This is a genomic window from Mesorhizobium sp. PAMC28654, assembly GCF_020616515.1.
Taxonomy (GTDB): domain Bacteria; phylum Pseudomonadota; class Alphaproteobacteria; order Rhizobiales; family Rhizobiaceae; genus Mesorhizobium.
Window position 1 is genome coordinate 1,352,944 of the sequence record NZ_CP085135.1, and the last position, 17,104, is coordinate 1,370,047.

Here is a 17,104-nt window from a genome sequence, read left to right on the forward strand (position 1 = left end):
TGTTTGCAGGCAGGTTCGACGCTAGATAGTGTGAATTTCCCTCCAGTGAGGGACTCGGAAAAAATCAGTTTTGAGGGACCCGCGGGGTTCATCGGCGAGTTGGACAGGCGCTTCGCAAGGAGTTTGACCAGCAGGGCCAGTGGAGAACCGCGAAAGGAGAGCCGGCCGTTTTCGGACGCCGGCAGGCGGCGGACATGCGCGTTTCGCTTTGGGGGCAGAAATCCTCTCGGGAAAGCGCTATATATAGACAAAAGGGACCGGACCAATGCGCATCGAGCGTCGTTTCACCAAGCCTGGCCAATCTGCCTATGCGGAGATCGAATTCCGCAAGGCGCTTTCCGAGATCAAGAATCCGGATGGCTCGGTGGTGTTCCGTCTCGACAACATCGATGTTCCCGCGCAGTTCTCCCAGGTCGCCGCCGACATCCTGGCGCAGAAGTATTTCCGCAAGGCCGGTGTCCCGGCACGGCTGAAGAAGGTCGAGGAGAACGACGTTCCCTCGTTCCTGTGGCGCTCCGTCGCCGACGAGGCCGAGCTTGCCAAGCTGCCGGAAGCCGAGCGCTATGGTTCCGAGATCGACGCCCGCCAGGTCTTTGACCGGCTGGCCGGCACCTGGACCTATTGGGGCTGGAAGGGCGGCTACTTCAAGTCGTCGGAGGATGACGCGCGGGCCTTCCGCGACGAGCTCGCCTATATGCTGGCCACACAGCGCGTCGCGCCGAACTCGCCGCAATGGTTCAACACCGGCCTCCACTGGGCCTATGGCATCGATGGCCCGAGCCAGGGCCACTATTACGTCGACCCGTTCACCGGCAAGCTGACCAAGTCGAAGTCCTCGTACGAGCATCCGCAGCCGCATGCCTGCTTCATCCAGGGCGTGCAGGACGACCTCGTCAACGAGGGCGGCATCATGGACCTTTGGGTGCGTGAAGCGCGCCTGTTCAAATACGGCTCGGGCACCGGCTCCAACTTCTCGCTGTTGCGCGGCGCAGGCGAAAAGCTGTCCGGCGGCGGCCGCTCATCCGGACTGATGAGCTTCCTCAAGATCGGCGACCGCGCCGCGGGCGCCATCAAGTCGGGTGGCACGACGCGCCGCGCCGCGAAAATGGTCATTGTCGACGCCGATCACCCCGATATCGAGGAATTCATCGACTGGAAGGTCAATGAGGAGCAGAAGGTCCTCGCTGGTCACCGGCTCCAAGATCGTCAAGAAGCATCTCGAAGCGATCATGAAGGCCTGCGTCAACTGCGAAGGCCAGGACGACGACTGCTTCGACCCGTCGATCAACACCGCGCTGAAGCGCGAGATCAAGGCGGCCAAGAAGGACGCGGTGCCGGAGAACTACATCTACCGCGTCATCCAGTTCGCCAAGCAGGGCTACACCTCGATGTCGTTCAAGACCTACGACACCGACTGGGATTCCGATGCCTACCTGACGGTGTCCGGCCAGAACTCCAACAATTCGGTGTCGCTGAAGGACAATTTCCTGCGCGCTGTCGAGGACGATGCCGACTGGCACCTCACCGCCCGCAAGGACGGCAAGGTGCTGAAGACGCTGAAGGCGCGGGATCTTTGGGAAAAGATCGGCTACGCCGCCTGGGCGTCGGCTGACCCGGGCCTGCATTTCAACACGACGATGAACGACTGGCACACCTGCGCTTCCGCCGGTGCGATCCGGGCCTCCAACCCGTGCTCGGAATACATGTTCCTCGACGACACGGCCTGCAACCTGGCCTCGATCAATCTGCTGCCCTATCGCAACGCGGATAGCACCGTCGACATCGCTGCCTACGAGCACACGGTTCGGCTGTGGACCATCGTTCTCGAAATCTCGGTGATGATGGCGCAGTTCCCGTCGAAGGAGATCGCCAAGCAGTCCTACGAATACCGCACGCTCGGCCTCGGCTACGCCAATATCGGCGGCCTGCTGATGACCTCGGGCATTCCCTATGATTCCAACGAGGGCCGCGCCATCTGCGCGGCACTCACCGCCATCATGACCGGCGTGGCCTACGCCACCTCGGCCGAGATGGCCGCCGAACTCGGCGCCTTCGCCGACTACGACCGCAACGCGCAGAACATGCTGCGCGTCATGCGCAACCATCGCCGTGCCGCCTATGGCGAGAAGCAGGGCTATGAGAAGCTCGCGGTCAATCCGGTGCCGCTGGTTGCCTCCGACCTGAAGCAGCCTGAACTCGCGGCTCATGCCAAGGCGGCCTGGGACCGCGCCATCGAGCTAGGCGAAGAACATGGCTACCGCAATGCGCAGGCGACCGTGATCGCGCCGACCGGCACGATTGGTCTGGTCATGGATTGCGACACCACCGGCATCGAGCCCGATTTCGCGCTGGTGAAGTTCAAGAAGCTGGCCGGCGGTGGTTACTTCAAGATCATCAACCGCGCCGTGCCGGAAGCGCTGCGCTCGCTCGGCTATTCGGAAGCACAGCTCGCCGAGATCGAGGCCTATGCGGTCGGCCACGGCAACCTCAACCAGGCGCCCGGCATCAATCCCGGCTCGCTCAAGGCAAAGGGCTTCACCGACGACAAGATCGTGGCGCTCAATGCGGCATTGAAGTCGGCCTTCGACATCAAGTTCGTCTTCAACCAGTGGACGCTCGGCGCCGACTGGGTGAAGGAGACCTTTGGCTTCACCGACGAGCAGCTCAACGACTTCTCGTTCGAGATCCTGCCGGCGATCGGTTTCTCCAGGAAGGACATCGAGGCCGCCAACATCCATGTTTGCGGTGCGATGACGCTGGAAGGCGCGCCCTTCCTCAAGGCCGAGCATCTGGCGGTGTTCGATTGCGCCAGCCCGTGCGGCAAGATCGGCAAGCGTTCGCTTTCGATCAACAGCCACATCATGATGATGGCGGCGGCACAGCCCTTCATCTCCGGCGCCATTTCCAAGACCATCAACATGCCCAACGATGCGACGGTGGAGGACGCCAAGGGCGCCTACATGCTGTCGTGGAAGCTGGCGCTGAAGGCCAACGCGCTCTATCGCGACGGCTCGAAGCTGTCGCAGCCGCTCAACGCCTCGCTGCTCGCCGATGGCGAGGAGGACGAGGACGACGTGGTCGAGCAGTTGATCGCGGCACCCGCTGCCGCGCGCGCGGCGCAGATCACCGAGCGGATCGTCGAGCGCATCATCGAGCGCGTGTCGCGCGAGCAAGAAAAGCTGCCCGGCCGCCGCAAGGGCTACACGCAGAAGGCCAAGATCGGTGGCAACACCATCTTCCTGCGCACCGGCGAATATGATGACGGCCGTCTCGGCGAAATCTTCATCGACATGAACAAGGAGGGTGCCACGCTCCGTGGCCTTCTCAACAACTTCGCCATCGCCATTTCGCTCGGCCTGCAATATGGCGTGCCGCTCGACGAATATGTGCACGCCTTCACCTTCACCAAGTTCGAGCCGGCCGGCATGGTGCAGGGCAACGACGCCATCAAGAGCGCGACGTCGATCCTCGACTACGTGTTCCGCGAACTGGCCATCTCCTATCTCGGCCGCAACGACCTTGCCCATGTCGACCAGTCGGACTTTTCCAACACAACACTTGGCCGCGGCATCAGCGAAGGCAAGACCGACGCCGTCTCCAAGGGCCTGACCCGTGGCGCCTCACCGGTGAAGCTGGTGTCGCGAGTAAGCGGCAATGATCCGAAGGGCTTTGCTGGCGGAGCCGGCGCCCCTGCCCGCTCGGCTCCGACTGCCTTTTCGGGTTCCAACGTGCTGGCGCTGAAACCAGCCAGCGACGAAGCCGTGGCCTACAAGCGCGACTATGAGGAACGGGCAAAGGAACTGGCCGAGGATATCGCCTTCGAGGAAGCGGCGGGTTCTGCTTCCGTGGCTTCGGACGCCACGGCGGCGCTGTTCACCGACGCGGCCGCCAACGAAGCCGCCGAGGCCAAGAAACTCGCCAACGACCGCCGCGCCAGATCACTGCTCCAGGGCTACACCGGCAATTCCTGCTCCGAGTGCCAGAACTTCACCATGGTGCGGAACGGGACTTGCGAGAAGTGCGATACGTGCGGCGCCACGAGCGGGTGCAGCTGAGAAACGCTAAAAACGCAGCAGCAACAACAAAACATCATCATCATCGGCCCGGTCGTAAGATCGGGTCGAAATGGCAAAAGGAACAAAAAGGGTACAATGCATAAGGATGTCTTTATGTGACACCCTCTGGAAACACCAAAGCCGACCCTCTCGGATCGGCTTTGGATACCGCGAACAAGCCGAAGCCGACGCGGGGCGACGAGATCGAAATCCCATCTCCTGTAGCAAGGACATCATATGGGGAGTCGGCACTCTAAGTCGAGGTAGCTGAGGCGCATATGGCCAATGATCGGAGATCGAGATGGCTAACAATGAGCGCACCTCGCAATCAGTTGCCTCAAAGGCTTCCAAGCTTTTGAGCAATCCCGGTACCGCGAAGGCGGTCAAATCCGTCGCCGCTTCGGCGCTCACCCAAGCGCCGAATAAAAGCGGGAAAAGAAAATAGTAGCCCTGGATGATTTCGGCCCGGTCGAGTGACCGGGCCGATTTATGAAAAATGGAAGATTAGTTGCAGCCACCTCATTGCTGCATCGCCAACTGACCAAGTCAGATGCAGACACAATATGTGGTGTTAATTTCAAATTTGTCCCTATATGTTGAATTTTTAGTAGACACCAAGACCCAAATCATTTAGCCTTCAGTAAGCTTACAGGGTGTCCGATTTCGGCCAACCAGAAATAAACAGCTGATATCGCTTGTATGTTTTTTGTTAAAAATGACGGTGGCAAATATGTCTGGTTTGTCGGTGGAAACGATCGAAAAACGAGCTAACTTTGTTCGCGATAAACTAAATATAGATAGTGTTTTTGCATTTGACATGCATTGCGCGCTCGAAAGACTCCAACAAAAAGCAAAGAACTTCTCATTTCGGTGTGGTCGCGACGATGAGCTGGGAGACAACGAAGCGACGATGGATGACGAGACTGGTACGCTAGTCGCCCGAGCAAGTATCCTTGACGATATCAAGGCCGGCCAAACACGAGCAAGATTCACCATTGCCCATGAGCTCGGCCACTATTTTCTTGGCCACGAAGGTCAGCGCCGCAGAAATCCCAACAAAGACGTATACGTGACTTTTAGAGAAAGATCTGAAGAAAGTGAGGCGAATATTTTTGCCTCGTATTTTCTGGTGCCGACTAAACTAGCTTGGGATATGAAAAATCCTGAAGAAATCTCTAATCGCTTTCAAGTGAGTTTGCAGGCGGCCGATATCGCATTCGAGAGAGTTCAGACAGCAAGGCGGAAGGCTAAGGGAGAGAAGCGCCGCCTTCCGGGCGCAGTGATCGATTTTTTGAAAGAAGCCCAGGAAAAAGGATTTCGCGTTAAGTCTGACATTTCAGACCCTGGCCAGTAGCCATGGTCAATCCGCAGTCGGAGTGATGACGGAGCGGTGTCATCCGCCTCAGCCAAAGCAGATATTGTCGCGGATACAAGCAGGGCACCTTCACTCATCAATCGCCATGACGCGAACATATCCCTCCAGCTGAAGCGCGCGATCCCGAATGACGTTGGTCGCGTCCGATGCCTGCATCGGCACAAACATCGTGCCTTGCCTTGTTTCATACAGCGCGTCTCGTGACTTCGCCTCACCGTCGCGGAAGGCCAGCCATGCGCGTTGTGACAGGCGGAGCTGTTGTGCTGCCTTCTCGGGCAATTTGTGCATGAGCGTGGCATAGGCGGCATTCATGCGGCGATCGTAGTCGTTCGATGCCGTGGCCTCACATTCGGTTTGACCAGCAGTGGAAGCATTGGCTGGGTCGTCCAGGCAGCGGTCGAGCGTGACAGCGGTTGGATCTTCCAGGGGCGAGGCCATCGGGCTTGTCGGCGATGCCAGCACCAACAGGCAAGCCAGCGCTACTTTCGTGGCAAGACGTATCCGGCCAAAGCGCTCGATCTGCATTTCGCCTCCGAAGCATGATCCCGTCAGCGACCGTCAGGGCCGCGCGTAGAACGTCTTGTTTCCACTTCTGACGCGGTATTTAGCCGGCGTATTAACTCAGTCAGACCTACCCACGATACCAGCCAACAGGGCGACAGCCAGCTCTCGAAATAAGCTATATGATAACGTAGACGAGCCCCTCTTCCTTGACGGTTTCAAACGTCGTCGCCGCAAGTTTGTCATCCGCCACGCAAGATGGCGCATTGCCGACGGCGGTTTCAAACCTGCGCACCTTGATGCGGGCCGGGTCGATCTGCGATTGGCCCGTCTCGATATCGAACTCCCAATGGTGCCACGGGCAACGGATGATCATGTTGCGCCGGCAATATTGGTGCTGACCGGGAACCGTGGCCCGAAGCTCTCCGATCTGGTCGCCTTGTGACAGTGGGCCGCCCTGGTGCGGGCATCTGTCTGCCAGGGCGTAGAAGGCGCCGTCCACGTGGAAAACGACGATCGAGCGGCCCGCCACGTCGACTTTCAGCCGGCCGCCGTCCGGAATGTCGCTGATAGAAGCGACCGGATGGCGTGTCATCGTGCGGTTCCATAAAGGGCCGCGGCGTTGTCATAAAGAATGGCGCGCTTGAGTTTCGCATCGATATGCGGCGGCAGCGAATGGCGTGGATCGTCAAAATCCCAGTGGGGATAGTCCGACGAAAACACAACCCGGTCATGACCGATCCAGTCGATGATGTCGACGAGATGCCTCTTGTTCTCGGGTTCCTCCATGGGTTGGGTCGCGACCCAGAGATGTTGTTTCAGATATTCGGATGGAGGACGGGTCACATGCGGAACTTCGTCGCGCATACGGGCCCAAAGCCGGTCCAGCCGCCAGCCAAGCGCGGGTATCCAGGCAAGGCCGGCCTCCAGCAAGACGATCCGGGTACCAGGAAAGCGCTCGAACAGGCCCTCGAAGATCATGCTAGTCAGCATCGCCTGGGCCGAGGGGGCATGCTCGGTCATTTCCTCCATATAGTAGGAAGGCCAGCCTGTCGGCGTGATCGCCTGGCCCGAATATCCGAAAACATGGATGCCAACCGGAAGATTTGCCGCTTCCGCCGCTTCGAAGATCGGCCAGTATCGGCGCTGTCCTAGCAGCTCGGCCGTGCGGCTGAGGAGGAGCACCTGGGCAAAGCGGCCATCGCCGGCGAAATGTTCGATCTCGGCGCGCGCCAGCGCCGCGTTTTCATAGGGAACGCAGATCGAGCATTTGAGCCTCGGCTCCGGCTCATTGTAGAGATCGAGCTGCCATTGATTGCTGGCACGGCATAGCGCCGCCGAATAGTCGTCTCCGAGCACGCCCTGGCCTGTTGGCCAAAGTGGATTCATGATCCCGAATTCCATGTTGTAGAGGTCGAGAAGCTGGTCGCGCAGCATGCCGACATCGGATCCAGGCAGCCCTCCATTCGCAGGCCAGGTGTCACGCCGCGAGGAAGCCGGCGCCGCTTTTGGATACGGATTCCCGTCCTGATAGCCCATCCGGTAGCGTAGCCCATAGGTCGCGAGATGCGCCTGCCAACGCTTGCTGAGGAAGGGCTTGAGATCGTCCACGGAGGTGAGTTTTGGATGCACGTCGCAATCGATAATGGTCTGGGCGACAGGCGTGCTCGAAGGCGTCACGGCCGGATGAATGGTCATGCGTGCTGCTCCTGCAGACGGGGATAACTCGCGACCGGATTTTCCACCGCGATCTTGCGGATGAGCGTCGCATCAAATCCGGCGGGCAGAACGGCATCGCCGTCGAACTGCCAGTGCGGATAGTCTGACGAAAACAGCAGCATGTCGTCGGAGCCAATATGATCGATCAGTCGGGACACGATATCCGGATTGTCCGGAACGTCGAAAGGTTGCGTGGTCAACCGCACGTGATCGCGTATGATTTCCGCTGGCGGGCGGTCGACCCAGGGCGTTTCGAACCGCAGCCCCCTCCAGAATTTGCCGAAACGCCAGAGGAACGCCGGAAGCCAACTGACGCCGGATTCCAACAGGACGACCTTGAGGGAAGGAAATTCCGTGAACACGCCCTCCGAAACGAGGCTGGCCAGCTGTCCCTGCATGATCTGCGACTGAGCCGCATAGTCCTCGGTAACCGTATTCGGCCAGCCGACGGACGTAACGGGATGGTGGTATGCGCTGCCGGCATGGATGCCAATCGGCAACCCATGTTTGACCGCGACCTTGTACAGCGGCCAGTAGCTGCGATGCCCGTAGGGCATGTGGGCCGAGGACGGAAACAGCAGCTGCACGAACCGGCGGTCCGCGGCGCAGCGTTCGACCTCGGCGACGGCAGCCTCGATATCCTGCAACGGTGGCACAATGGAAGCGCGCAGGCCTGGATGCTTGTCGAGCCACTCCGACCGCGTCCAGTCGTTCAGCGCCTTGGTCACGGCGATGGCCATGTAGGCGTCGTAAAGCATATGGACGCCGCAAAGATTGTTGAGGATCCCGGCGCGCGCGCCAAAATGGTCCAGGGCCTCCCTGGCCAACCGTTCCGGTGTGTTGGTGAGGCCGCCGGCCGGGTCGCGCCAGTCCGGGCGGCAGGTCAGTGGCGCGTTGTTGGGATAGGCGATGCTGTCGAGCTGGACGATCCCCCGAGACGCAATCAGGTCCTGCCAGACATCCGGCAGGAACGGCATGAGCTGGCTCATGGTAGGGTTGGGGTGGTGAATGTCGCAATTCACGCTGCCGGCTGGCAGCAACGCATTGGCCCGGTGCGTCAGCAATGTCATGATCCCTGGACTTTCCGTAGAGGCAAAAGTCGTGTTTCACTCGACGTATGCCCGGCCGTTCTCGTCGGCCTTGCACGGCAGGTAAGGGAGTATGTTCCCGCACCGAGAGCAGTGCAATCGCCCGACTTCACGAGTTAAATTTGATGGATCGCGGCCCTGGCCGGCATCATTTTCTCGTCAACATTCGCGAATTTTTCGCCTGGTTCGCTGCCCCCAAGGCGGTGAGACATAGGCAGCGAGACCGCTGTGGACCGCCGACGACGGACTGGCAATGCCCTGGGAAGGCGGGCAATTGCGCTATTGTTCGGGCCGACGTTCGTCCGACGGCAGACAGCCGAATTGCACGCGATAGCTCTGTGCGAAATAGGACTGCGATGCAAAGCCTGTCGCCAACGCGACACTGAGGATCGACAGAGGCGTTTGTCGCAGGAGCGCCCGGGCCCGCTCCAGCCGCAGTGTGATGTAGTAGCGGCCGGGCGTCATGTTCACCTGCAGCGAGAACAGGCGCTCCAGCTGGCGCACGGACAACCCGCCCTCCTTCGCAAGCTGTACCACTGAAAGCGGCTTTTCCAGATTGTCCGCCATGAGTTCGATGACCCTACGCAGCGCCACGGACTTGCTGGCCAGGTCGCGACCCGGACCGACGCGTTGTCGGTCGCTGGGGGAGCGGACACGCTCGTGCTGAAACTGCCCGGCGACCTCGTTGGCGATCACAGTGCCCAGGTCCCGCCTGATGATCTCCAGGAACAAATCCATCGACGTCGTGCCGCCGGCGGACGTGTAGCGCTTTCGGTCGATCTCGTAGACGTTGCCCGTGCATTCGATGTCGGGGAATTTTTCCTGGAAACCCGCACGGTTTTCCCAGTGGATGGTGCAGCGATGGCCTTCGAGCTGCCCCGCTTCAGCCAAGACGTGACTGCCGAGCGTAAGAGCGCCAAGTGAAGAGCCCCGCCTGCCCCACCGGCGCAACGCCGATAGCACGGACACCTTTTCCGGAAAATCGATCGCCGTTCCGGCGCAGACGAATGCAATGTCGCTGCTCGGCACAGTCTCCAGCGAATAATCGACGTTGAGCTTCATGCCGTTGGACGCCATGACCGGCTGCCCATCGAACGAAATCGTGATCCACCTGTAGAACTGCCTGCCAACGGTGTGATTTGCGGTGCGCATGGTGTCCACGGCGGAGGCAAGGCTGAACATCGGAAACCGGTGCACAAGGAGAAATGCGATTGTCCGGGGAGCATCTGCCGCGCTTGTGTCCGTCAATCTTTTCTCATTCCTCAAGAGCCGGGTACTTGCGACGAAACACAGCTTGGCCACGAAACACGGCTTGGCTTGGCTTGGCATGGTCACCTTCCGGCCCGCCAACATTCCGGCGATTTGGTCAGCACGCAATATCAGGGAGCGGCGCGCATTGCCGTTTTTCCGAAATCATTCACCGGGATTCTTATCTGTTCGTGCCGTTGATCGCGAAGGCCGTGCAGGATTGATCCCCTCAGACCAGGCGGATTCATTTCCGCGCTCGAACAGACATCGATTTTCTTGCCAAGATTGTCGGATTTCCGCGAAACGCCCCTCTTCTGAAACCCGCATAGTCCATTGATTCTCCTTCCCTTCGGCGTCAAGCGCCGTCGGCGCAAGGCGAAGTTCCAACCGGCGGAAAGCCAACGATGGGGGTTCGCAGATGACATTCTACAAGAGCAAGAAGGACAGCGTTCCGGATCATATCCGTGAACTGGCCGAGAGCGCGAAATCCGGCGACATGGATCGCCGCGAATTTCTGGCGATGGCCAGCGTTTTCGGCGCCTCGACGGCGATGGCCTACGGCATGATCGGCATTGCCGCCCCCAGTCAAGCACGCGCGGATGAGCCCAAGAGGGGCGGCGTGATCAAGGTTGCAATGTACGTCAAGGATCCAAAGGACCCGCGTACGGCCGACTGGTCCCAGATCACGACCGCACAGCGCCAGACGCTCGAGCCGTTGGTGAAATATACACGCGACTTCACCTTCGAGCCTTACCTGCTGGAAAGCTGGGACGTGAATGACGACGCCACGGAGTATGTCCTGCATGTTCGCCAGGGTGTGACATGGACCAATGGCGACGCTTTCAACGCCGATGACGTCATTTTCAATTTCACGCGCTGGTGCGACAAGGGCGCCGAAGGCAATTCGATGGCGGGCCGCATGGGCAGCCTGGTCGATGCGAAAACCGGAAAGCTGCGCGAAGGCGCAATCACCAAGGTCGACGACAAGACCGTGAAGCTCTCCCTCCTCAAGTCGGACATCGCGCTCATTCCGAACGTCTGCGACTATCCGGCGCTCGTCGTTCACCGCAGTTTCGACGAGAAGGGCGCGAATTTTGTCGCCAACCCGATCGGCACTGGTCCGTTCGAACTCGTCTCCTACGATGTCGGCGACAAGGTCGTCTACAAGCGTCGCGAGGATGGAAAGTGGTGGAACGGCGAAACCTATCTCGACGGCATCGAATTCATCGACTACGGGACCGACCCGTCGGCGGTTGCCAGTGCCTTCGAGGCGGGCGAGATCCACACCAACTATGAAACCTCCGCGGACTATGTGCCGATCCTCGACGGGCTTGGCCTGGCGAAGTCCGAGGTCGTGACCGCCTCGACAATCGTCGCGCGCACCAATGTCAAGAACAAGCCCTATGACGACCAGAGGGTCCGTCACGCGCTGCAACTCGCGGTCGACAATTCGGTCGTGCTTCAGCTTGGATACTACAATGCCGGCGAGCCCGCCGAAAACCATCACGTCTGCAAGATTCACCCCGAATACGCGGAACTTCCGAAGGTCGCCCGCGACCCGGTCAAGGCCAAGGCGCTGATGGCCGAGGCCGGCCAGGCCGACTTCGAGCACGAACTGATCACGGTGGACGAGGATTGGCACAGGAACAGCGGTGACGCTATCGCCGCACAGCTTCGCGAGGCGGGCATCAAGGTCAAGCGGACGGTTCTGCCGGGCTCGACGTTCTGGAACGATTGGACCAAGTATCCCTACTCCATGACGAACTGGAACATGCGTCCGTTGGGCGTGCAGATCCTGGCGACAGCCTACCGTACAGGGGAATCCTGGAACGAATCCGCCTATTCCAACCCGGATTTCGACGCCAAGGTTGGCGAGGCCCTCTCGGTGGCGGATCCCGCCAAGCGCAAGGCCCTGATGGCCGATATCCAGAAGATGCTCCAGGACTCGGGCATCATCATCCAGCCGTACTGGCGCAAGCTCTACAACCACTCGGTAGCGTCCGTGAAAAACCACGGCATGCACCCGACCTACGAGCATGACTTCGGCAAAGTCTGGCTCGACGAAGCATAAACAGCTTCAAACCTCAGAGGGCGCTGGCCGAACCGACGGCCACCGCCCAAGGGTGCTGCTGGCAATGGAGCCAGCCTTTCCCGTCGGCCTGTTTCAGTCGGCGTCGGCCACGGTAGTCCGCCCTCCGGCCCAAGCGCGCCATTGCCTCTCGTCGCCGTGGAACACGTTGAGGTCGATGCGGCCCGTCACTCCGTGCGAGAGGCCGGAGCCGGAATACTGCCAGAACAGCCATTTGCGACCAGGATAGACCTTTGACGGGTGCTGCGCCACGGCACGCAGCCAGAATGGATAATCCAGGAACGCGCCCTGCAGGTTATCGCGGTAGAAGTCGGGCGCGGTGTAGATGATCGGGCGCTGGCCATAGTGGCGCTCCAGCTTGTCCATGAACACCTGCATCTTCTCCAGCACCTTCTCGCGCGACGGCCGGCGCTTGCAGGTCGATTCCCCGTTCCACTCGACGTCGATGACCGGCGGCAGAGCGCCCTCCATCCTCGGCACATTGCGGATGAACCAGTCGGCCTGCTCGCCGGCGGTGCGGCACCAATAGAAGAAATGATAGGCGCCGCGCTTCAGCCCGGCTGCCTCTGCGCCACGCCAGTTCTTCATGAACATCGGATCGAGGTGATCGCCGCCATCCGTCGCCTTGATGTAGGCGAAGTTGGCGCCCTGGGCGCGCAGCTTCTCCCAGTTGACGTCGCCCTGCCAGCGCGAGACGTCGACGCCGTGCACGGCCAGATGCCTGGGCGAAGACCTGCCGAAATTGATCGGCTTGGCGTCGCGAAACGCATAACGCGTGAGCGGTCCGGAAAGCATGAGGGGAGCGGAGCGCGAGAATAGTTTCGGTGGCGAGACCAGGGCTGCCGGCTCGACTGGCGGATCGACATTGTCGGGCAATTCAGGCGATGACAACGCCACCGTTTCTTCCTCGGCCAGACCAAAGGGCCGAACACTTTCAGCCACGGACGCCTCCTCGACTGTCCTGCGTGGCTTGTTGGCCCTGGTCATCGCCGGCACGGAGGCCACGGGCGCGCTCGGACGGACCACCGAACTGGTGATCTCGTTCGACGGTTTGCCTACATCGAGCGCATCGATCCCGGACGTCGATGAACAGCCGACGAGGCACAAGGATGCAATCAAGGACGTGAGAAGGCCGGGTAACCGCATTTGGACCTGTACGCAAAACACAACAGACCGAAGGCACACACTGAACGCCGCCGGACAAATCAGACCGAGTTATGAATGAGAAATTACCAATAAAGTTTGAATCAAAATTTTATTGCCGGTGTGATGGTAAACACACGGCGCCGCGGGGTCATGCGTGGCCGGTTGTGCGGTCCTGGCCGGCCATGCGGGTTGGAGCTGATGTTGACTGTGTGGCTGGCGTGACCACTGAAGGCGGAATTCGACGATGTGACGGGCTTGAAGGCGTGCGCCGTGCTTGACAGTCCCCAACGAGGCTGTTCAGGAAACAGACGGCGCGTGATTGCCCATGCCCTCCGATCCCGAAAGGCGCTTGATGATTGCCTTGCAGAAATTTTTCCTGGCGCTTTTGCTTGTGGTCCTTGCCTCCACCGGCACGCTGTCGATCGGCGCGGCCCGTGCGGATACGATTGTTGTTCCACCAGGAAACCGCTCTGACACGCAACCGACCATTCCCAATGCGTCGGCGGTCAGAACGCGCGCCTTCAACACCACCTATGAGGAAAAATACGAGAAGATCATCGCGCTTTTGAAGCGCGAGAAGAAGCTGATCACGCACATCAAGCAGGTCGCCGCGGTCTACGGCATTGATCCCATTCATATTATCGGTGCACTGGTCGGCGAGCATACCTACAATGTCACCGCCGTCGGTTCGGTGCAGACCTACTATGTTAAGGCACTCTCCTATTCCGGTCTCGATTTTGCCTTCCGCTACAAGGGGGTGCGGGTCCAGGATTTCGTCAAACGTCCTGAGTTCGCGGCCTGCGAACAAGCGAAAGGCAATGCCGCCCTCTGGAGCTGCCGCGACACGGTCTGGACGCAGCATTTCAAGGGCAAGACCGTCGACGGCATCGCTTACGAGCCGATGACGTTTCAGCAAGCGTTCTTCCAGCCATTCTTTGCCGGCCAGACGTTCGGCCTCGGGCAGATCAGCCCCCTCACGGCGCTTGAGGTCACCGATCTCGTCAACAAGGTGAGCGGCTACGACAAGCTGACGCCGGACAATCCGCAAGCCATCTATCGCGACGTCATGGACCCCGACCGCAGCATCGTCTACATCGCGGCGATCGTGCGCGATGCGATCGATGCCTACAAGCAGCAGGGCTTCGACATCTCCGGCAATCCGGGAATTACGGCGACGCTCTACAATGTCGGGCAGCCCAGGCAGAGAGCGGCCGAGCTGCGCGAGGCCAGCGGAAAGGCCCGCAAGCTGCCTGTCGAGAATTATTATGGCTGGCTGGTCAATGACAAGCTGGACGATCTCAGGGTGCTGCTCGACGGCGGAAGCTGAGGCGCGGGCAGTTGCCGAAGCCGCATGCGTTCAAGCAGACATGTGTTCAAGCAGATGTGATCGGGCCGAGGCGTTTCGCAGTCGGCGCTTGGCCCCGCCAGCCTATTTTACAGAGCTGACCAGCGCTTCGTCGCCGCCCAGGATCGACACCCAGCGCCCCGTATTCTCGCTCGACTGCCTCTTCAGGTAGCGATAGCCCGTCACGCTCCAGAGACGAACCTTGTTGGTAAGGTTATCCAGGATGAAGTCGCCCTTGTCCGTGCGCACGGTCAAGACGGCATGACCTTCGCCATCCGGCTTGCGAACGACCGTCATCAGCAGGTTGGATACAGCCACACCGCTGGAGATAAGTTCCCGCCGCTTTTCGAGAGCGTAATCCTCGCAGTCGCCAAACCCGTCCTCCGGATAGGCCCACCACTCTTCCTTGCCGTAATTATCCATGTCGCTCATCGGCTTGACACGCGTGTTCACGGAGAGGTTCACGGCGGTGATCTGCCGCAAAAGCTGGCTGGACATGTGCTCGGGCGTGTTGTTGGGCGAACGGATCGAACATTCGTCGACGTGGATCTTGCAGAAATCATAGTGGCCGATTGGCTGGGATGTCGGGCCGCCTATGACCATCGAAAGTTCGGACGCGCCCGCCAAACTCGATGCCGAACTCAAAACCGTCAAGGCGACCGCAAGGCCAAACCCCCTTGCCGCGCAACGCCAACCCACCGAGGATGCCATAAGGCCCCGCCCATTCATTCTTGTTAACGGAATGTTAAAGGCGGTTTTTCATGCGTGTCAATGAATGCGAAACGCAGATCCCTGGCGACCGCGATTTGCCTTGCCGGCGTGGTTCCAGCGCAACACCGGTCGCGGACGCGTCCGGAGCCTGTTGCGGACACCTACGATCAGCGACGCGATGCGCGGTTCAGGTTGTCGGTATTGGTGTAGTTGGTACCGATGGCGCCATGGTTGGCGTCATCGGCGCTGCCGTCGGGATATCTTGAGGCCAAGGGCGTCTCCCAAAAGAGCCGCCCCTGGCAACGTCTGATGACCGTTGACAGCCGGCTATTCGGCTGCCTCGTAACCCGCGATGCCCTTGATCTCGAGAAAATCCTCGAGCCCGTATTCGGCATATTCGCGGCCGTTGCCCGACTGCTTGTAGCCGCCGAACGGCAGGCCGGCGTCCCAGGTCGGATAGTTGATGTAGACATTGCCGGTACGCATGCGCGCCGCCACTTCGCGCGCCTTCTTCATGTCCTTGGCCTGGATGTAGGAGGCGAGGCCATAGACGGTGTCGTTGGCGGTGTTGACCACCTCGTCGACGCTGTCATAGGGCATGATCGCCAGCACCGGCCCGAAGATTTCCTCGCGGGCGATGCGCATGTCGTGGGTGACGTCGGCGAACACCGTCGGCCTGACATAGTAGCCGCGATTGAGTTCGGCCGGACGGCCGGGTCCGCCCGCCACCAACGTGGCGCCTTCATCGATGCCGGCCTGGATCAGGTCCTGGATCTTGTCGTACTGAACCTGGCTGACGACCGGGCCCAGCTTGGTGCCTGGTGCATCGGCGGGGCCGACCGTGAACTTTTCCGCCGCCGCCTTTGCATAGCCGGCAGCCTCGTCGTGGCGATCGCGCGGCACGAACATGCGCGTCGGCGCATTGCAGGACTGACCGCTGTTACCGAAGCACCCGGCGACGCCCTTGGAGACGGCGGTGGCGAGGTCGACATCCGGGAACAGGATGTTGGCCGACTTGCCGCCAAGCTCCTGATGCACGCGCTTGACGGTGTCGGCGGCGGCCTTGGCCACCAGGATGCCGGCGCGGGTCGAACCGGTGAATGACATCATGTCGATGTCGGGGTGGCTGGACAGCGCCTGGCCGACGCCCGGACCGTCACCATTGACGAGGTTGAAGACGCCCTTCGGCACACCGGCCTCGTCAAGGATCTCGGCGAAGATGATGGCATCGAGCGGCGCGATTTCGGACGGCTTCAGCACCATGGTGCAGCCGGCGGCGAGTGCCGGACCGACCTTGCAGGTGATCTGGTTCAGCGGCCAGTTCCACGGCGTGATCAGGCCGACGACGCCGATCGGTTCCTTGACCACCAGATGAGGTCCCTTCACATGACGGAACTCGAAGGTTTTGAGCACATCGGCCATTTTCTGCAGATGCGCGAGGCCGATACCAACCTGGCTGTCCAGCGCCATCTGGCGCGGCGCGCCCATTTCGCGCGATACGGCGACCGCAAGATCGGCGCTGCGCTTCTTGTAGACCTCGATGATGCGGTTCAGCAGTTCGAGCCGCTCGCCGACCTCGGTAAAGCCGAAGGTGCTAAAGGCGCGCTTGGCAGCGGCAACCGCCTTATCGACATCGGCCTTGGAGCCGAGCGAGATCTGGGCGAAGGCGTCCTCATTGGACGGATCGATGACATCGAACGTGTTGGGCACAACCGGATCGACCCACGCGCCATCGATATAGAACTGCAGATTGTGTGACATGGTTTTCTCCCTTGGGGTGCGCCGCATGGCCGTTGCGGCCGTCATATGGGGCTAGAGATAACGATG

Annotated in this window: 12 protein-coding genes and 1 pseudogene; 5 read left to right on the forward strand and 8 right to left on the reverse strand. The window is 60.3% G+C overall.

Translation table 11 applies throughout. The features are described from left to right. The first annotated feature begins 265 nt into the window (after window positions 1-265). From LGH82_RS06925 to LGH82_RS06935, 3 genes and pseudogenes are all read left to right on the forward strand, one after another. Window positions 266-4,055, forward strand: a pseudogene (locus LGH82_RS06925) (vitamin B12-dependent ribonucleotide reductase). Window positions 4,056-4,356: 301 nt separating this feature from the next. Continuing rightward, window positions 4,357-4,500 carry a hypothetical protein gene (locus tag LGH82_RS06930; RefSeq protein ID WP_227347819.1) on the forward strand — a complete coding sequence of 48 codons (144 nt, stop codon included), beginning with the start codon at window positions 4,357-4,359 and terminating at the stop codon, window positions 4,498-4,500. Between the two features lie 285 nt (window positions 4,501-4,785). After that, window positions 4,786-5,409, forward strand: a complete 624-nt coding sequence (locus LGH82_RS06935; protein ID WP_227347820.1) for an ImmA/IrrE family metallo-endopeptidase — start codon at window positions 4,786-4,788, stop codon at window positions 5,407-5,409. A gap of 90 nt (window positions 5,410-5,499) precedes the next feature. Here LGH82_RS06935 and LGH82_RS06940 read toward each other — a convergent pair whose 3' ends face one another. The 5 genes from LGH82_RS06940 to LGH82_RS06960 form a co-directional block, all read right to left on the reverse strand. Next, window positions 5,500-5,955: a lysozyme inhibitor LprI family protein gene (locus tag LGH82_RS06940; protein WP_227347821.1), complete on the reverse strand. Its 456-nt coding sequence runs from the start codon at window positions 5,953-5,955 to the stop codon at window positions 5,500-5,502. A gap of 154 nt (window positions 5,956-6,109) precedes the next feature. Continuing rightward, complete coding sequence (locus LGH82_RS06945) at window positions 6,110-6,526, reverse strand: Rieske (2Fe-2S) protein (RefSeq protein ID WP_227347822.1); 417 nt, start codon at window positions 6,524-6,526, stop codon at window positions 6,110-6,112. Further along, window positions 6,523-7,629, reverse strand: a complete 1,107-nt coding sequence (locus tag LGH82_RS06950; protein WP_227347823.1) for an amidohydrolase family protein — start codon at window positions 7,627-7,629, stop codon at window positions 6,523-6,525. Before LGH82_RS06950 ends, LGH82_RS06945 begins: the two co-directional genes overlap by 4 nt. Further along, window positions 7,626-8,720: an amidohydrolase family protein gene (locus LGH82_RS06955; RefSeq protein WP_227347824.1), complete on the reverse strand. Its 1,095-nt coding sequence runs from the start codon at window positions 8,718-8,720 to the stop codon at window positions 7,626-7,628. The genes LGH82_RS06950 and LGH82_RS06955 overlap by 4 nt, the downstream gene beginning before the upstream one ends. Before the next feature lie 297 nt (window positions 8,721-9,017). Then, the gene (locus tag LGH82_RS06960) at window positions 9,018-10,004 is read right to left on the reverse strand and encodes a GlxA family transcriptional regulator (protein WP_264484396.1); all 987 of its coding nucleotides are present in this window, start codon (window positions 10,002-10,004) and stop codon (window positions 9,018-9,020) included. A gap of 400 nt (window positions 10,005-10,404) precedes the next feature. Here LGH82_RS06960 and LGH82_RS06965 point away from each other — a divergent pair, with 400 nt between their 5' ends. Further along, on the forward strand, window positions 10,405-12,057 hold the full coding sequence (locus LGH82_RS06965) for an ABC transporter substrate-binding protein (RefSeq protein WP_227347825.1): 1,653 nt from the start codon (window positions 10,405-10,407) through the stop codon (window positions 12,055-12,057). Between the two features lie 93 nt (window positions 12,058-12,150). Here LGH82_RS06965 and LGH82_RS06970 read toward each other — a convergent pair whose 3' ends face one another. Then, window positions 12,151-13,221: a glycoside hydrolase family 25 protein gene (locus tag LGH82_RS06970; protein WP_227347826.1), complete on the reverse strand. Its 1,071-nt coding sequence runs from the start codon at window positions 13,219-13,221 to the stop codon at window positions 12,151-12,153. Window positions 13,222-13,573: 352 nt separating this feature from the next. On the opposite strand from LGH82_RS06970, the gene LGH82_RS06975 reads away from it, so the two are divergent. Further along, complete coding sequence (locus tag LGH82_RS06975) at window positions 13,574-14,548, forward strand: DUF1402 family protein (protein ID WP_227349509.1); 975 nt, start codon at window positions 13,574-13,576, stop codon at window positions 14,546-14,548. A 102-nt stretch (window positions 14,549-14,650) separates the two neighbouring features. On the opposite strand, the gene LGH82_RS06980 is transcribed toward LGH82_RS06975, so the two are convergent. Beyond that, window positions 14,651-15,277, reverse strand: coding sequence for a transglutaminase-like cysteine peptidase (locus LGH82_RS06980; protein WP_227347827.1), 627 nt, complete (start codon window positions 15,275-15,277; stop codon window positions 14,651-14,653). Window positions 15,278-15,604: 327 nt separating this feature from the next. Beyond that, on the reverse strand, window positions 15,605-17,038 hold the full coding sequence (locus LGH82_RS06985) for an aldehyde dehydrogenase family protein (protein WP_227347828.1): 1,434 nt from the start codon (window positions 17,036-17,038) through the stop codon (window positions 15,605-15,607). Window positions 17,039-17,104 lie beyond the last annotated feature (66 nt).

Bases quoted from the DNA above. Each gene is read 5' to 3' on its own strand.
- LGH82_RS06930 (WP_227347819.1), top strand. From the start codon at position 4,357: ATGGCTAACAATGAGCGCACCTCGCAATCAGTTGCCTCAAAGGCTTCC.
- LGH82_RS06935 (WP_227347820.1), top strand. From the start codon at position 4,786: ATGTCTGGTTTGTCGGTGGAAACGATCGAAAAACGAGCTAACTTTGTT.
- LGH82_RS06940 (WP_227347821.1), bottom strand. From the start codon at position 5,955: ATGCAGATCGAGCGCTTTGGCCGGATACGTCTTGCCACGAAAGTAGCG.
- LGH82_RS06945 (WP_227347822.1), bottom strand. From the start codon at position 6,526: ATGACACGCCATCCGGTCGCTTCTATCAGCGACATTCCGGACGGCGGC.
- LGH82_RS06950 (WP_227347823.1), bottom strand. From the start codon at position 7,629: ATGACCATTCATCCGGCCGTGACGCCTTCGAGCACGCCTGTCGCCCAG.
- LGH82_RS06955 (WP_227347824.1), bottom strand. From the start codon at position 8,720: ATGACATTGCTGACGCACCGGGCCAATGCGTTGCTGCCAGCCGGCAGC.
- LGH82_RS06965 (WP_227347825.1), top strand. From the start codon at position 10,405: ATGACATTCTACAAGAGCAAGAAGGACAGCGTTCCGGATCATATCCGT.
- LGH82_RS06970 (WP_227347826.1), bottom strand. From the start codon at position 13,221: ATGCGGTTACCCGGCCTTCTCACGTCCTTGATTGCATCCTTGTGCCTC.
- LGH82_RS06975 (WP_227349509.1), top strand. From the start codon at position 13,574: ATGATTGCCTTGCAGAAATTTTTCCTGGCGCTTTTGCTTGTGGTCCTT.
- LGH82_RS06980 (WP_227347827.1), bottom strand. From the start codon at position 15,277: ATGGCATCCTCGGTGGGTTGGCGTTGCGCGGCAAGGGGGTTTGGCCTT.
- LGH82_RS06985 (WP_227347828.1), bottom strand. From the start codon at position 17,038: ATGTCACACAATCTGCAGTTCTATATCGATGGCGCGTGGGTCGATCCG.